The 1969-nt window shown below is 71.3% G+C and carries 2 protein-coding genes; one reads left to right on the top strand and one right to left on the bottom strand.

Annotated elements, in window-relative coordinates; translation table 11 throughout:
* Positions 1–237 precede the first annotated feature (237 nt).
* A complete protein-coding gene (locus VQ03_RS28785) occupies positions 238–1359 on the top strand; it encodes an NADH:flavin oxidoreductase/NADH oxidase (protein WP_048454354.1) in 1122 nt (373 codons plus the stop codon).
* A 21-nt stretch (positions 1360–1380) separates the two neighbouring features.
* Here VQ03_RS28785 and VQ03_RS28790 read toward each other — a convergent pair.
* A partial coding sequence (locus VQ03_RS28790; protein WP_048454355.1) for a DNA translocase FtsK occupies positions 1381–1969 on the bottom strand: 589 nt, incomplete at its 5' end.

The following is a 1969-nucleotide window of genomic DNA, read 5'->3' on the forward strand; positions in this document are numbered from 1 at the left end:
CCTCGGCAGAGGCTGGTAATGATCACGAGCCTCGGCAGAGGCTGGTAATGATCACGAGCCTCGGCAGAGGCGGGTCGTCGCGCGTCTCCGGGACCGCCGCTTCAGCCGACGACCGTGCCGCGGTGCGCCGGCGCACGCCGCACCTCTCACGCCGCGCGCGGGCGGCCTGCATCGCCCGCGCTGGCCGGAACCGCCGAGGCAGGCCACATTGCGGTCATTCTCTCCCGGAGTACCCGAATGACCGATCCCCTCCTGTTCCAGCCCCTGCGCCTCGATGGCCTGGGGCTGGAGAACCGCATCATCGTCGCGCCGATGTGCCAGTACTCGGCCCGCGACGGCGAGGCGACGGACTGGCACATGATGCATCTCGGTCAGCTCGCCATGTCGGGCGCCGGGCTCCTGACCCTGGAAGCGACGGCGGTGTCGCCGGAGGCGCGCATCACCTACGGCGATCTCGGATTGTGGGATGACGGGACCGAGCGGGCCCTGGCACGGGTGCTCGATGCGGTGCGGGACTACGCCCCGGTGCCGGTCTGCATCCAGATCGCCCATGCCGGCCGCAAGGCTTCGAGCGAGCCGCCGTGGCGCGGCGGCCATCAGGTGGCGCCGGAGTCGCCCCGCGGCTGGCTCACCGAGGCGCCCTCGGCGCTCGCCCATGCCGACGGCGAGGTGGCGCCGCGCGCGCTCGACCGCCAGGACATGAAGCGGATCCGCGACGGGTTCGCGGCCACTGCCCGGCGGGCCGTCCGTCTCGGCATCGAGGCGGCGGAGATCCACGCCGCGCATGGCTACCTGCTGCACCAGTTCCTGTCGCCGCTCGCCAACCAGCGGACCGACGAATATGGCGGCAGCCTCGAGAACCGGATGCGCTTCCCGCTGGAGGTGTTCGACGCGGTACGGGAGGTGTTTCCGGCCAGCCAGCCGGTCTGGGCCCGGGTCTCGGCGACGGACTGGGTCGAGCATGGCTGGGAGGTCGAGCAGACCATCGCCTTCGCGGAAGCCCTCAAGGCGCGGGGCGCGGCCGCCATCCACGTCTCCACCGGCGGCGTCTCCCCCCGGCAGAAGATTTCCGTCGGGCCGGGTTACCAGGTGCCCTTCGCCGAGCGGGTGCGGGCGGCGACCGACCTCGTCACCATCGCGGTCGGTCTGATCACCGAGCCGCGCCAGGCCGAGACGATCCTTCTGGAGGGCAAGGCGGATGCGGTCTCGCTCGCCCGTGCCATGCTGTACGATCCGCGCTGGCCCTGGCACGCGGCCGCGGAACTGGGGGCACGGGTCCGCGCGCCGAAGCAGTATTGGCGCTCGCAGCCGCACCACCTCAAGGACCTGTTCAAGGAGGCGAGCTTCGGCCAGCGCTGACCCTATCGGGGCGGGGCGGCGTCAGCCGTCCTGCCCGTCCTCCAGCAGGATCTCGCGCTTGCCGGCATGGTTGGCGGGGCCGACGATGCCCTCGCGCTCCATCCGCTCCATCAGCGAGGCCGCCCGGTTGTAGCCGATCTGCAACCGCCGCTGGATGTAGCTCGTCGATGCCTTCTTGTCCCGCAGCACCACCGCCACCGCCTGGTCGTAGAGGTCGGCCGAGGGGTCGCCGAAGCCGCCCTGGTCCATGACCGGGGTGTCGGTTTCCTCCTCGCCCTCCTCGGCGGTGACCGCGTCGAGGTAGGAGGGCCGGCCCTGGCGCTTGAGGTGGGCCACCACCTGCTCGACCTCGTCGTCCGAGCAGAACGGACCGTGCACCCGGGTCGTGCGGCCGCCGCCCGCCATGAACAGCATGTCGCCCTGGCCCAGAAGCTGCTCGGCGCCCATCTCGCCGAGAATCGTCCGCGAGTCGATCTTCGAGGTCACCTGGAACGAGATCCGGGTCGGGAAGTTCGCCTTGATCGTGCCGGTGATCACGTCCACCGACGGGCGCTGCGTCGCCATGATCAGGTGAAGGCCCGCCGCACGCGCCAACTGGGCGAGGCGCAGG

Origin of the sequence: Methylobacterium tarhaniae, assembly GCF_001043955.1 — a bacterium.
In the GTDB taxonomy this organism is placed as follows: Bacteria; Pseudomonadota; Alphaproteobacteria; order Rhizobiales; family Beijerinckiaceae; genus Methylobacterium; species Methylobacterium tarhaniae.

What these genes read in the sequence shown, in the direction of transcription:
- VQ03_RS28785 (WP_048454354.1), top strand. Translation starts at nt 238, where the DNA reads ATGACCGATCCCCTCCTGTTCCAGCCCCTGCGCCTCGATGGCCTGGGG.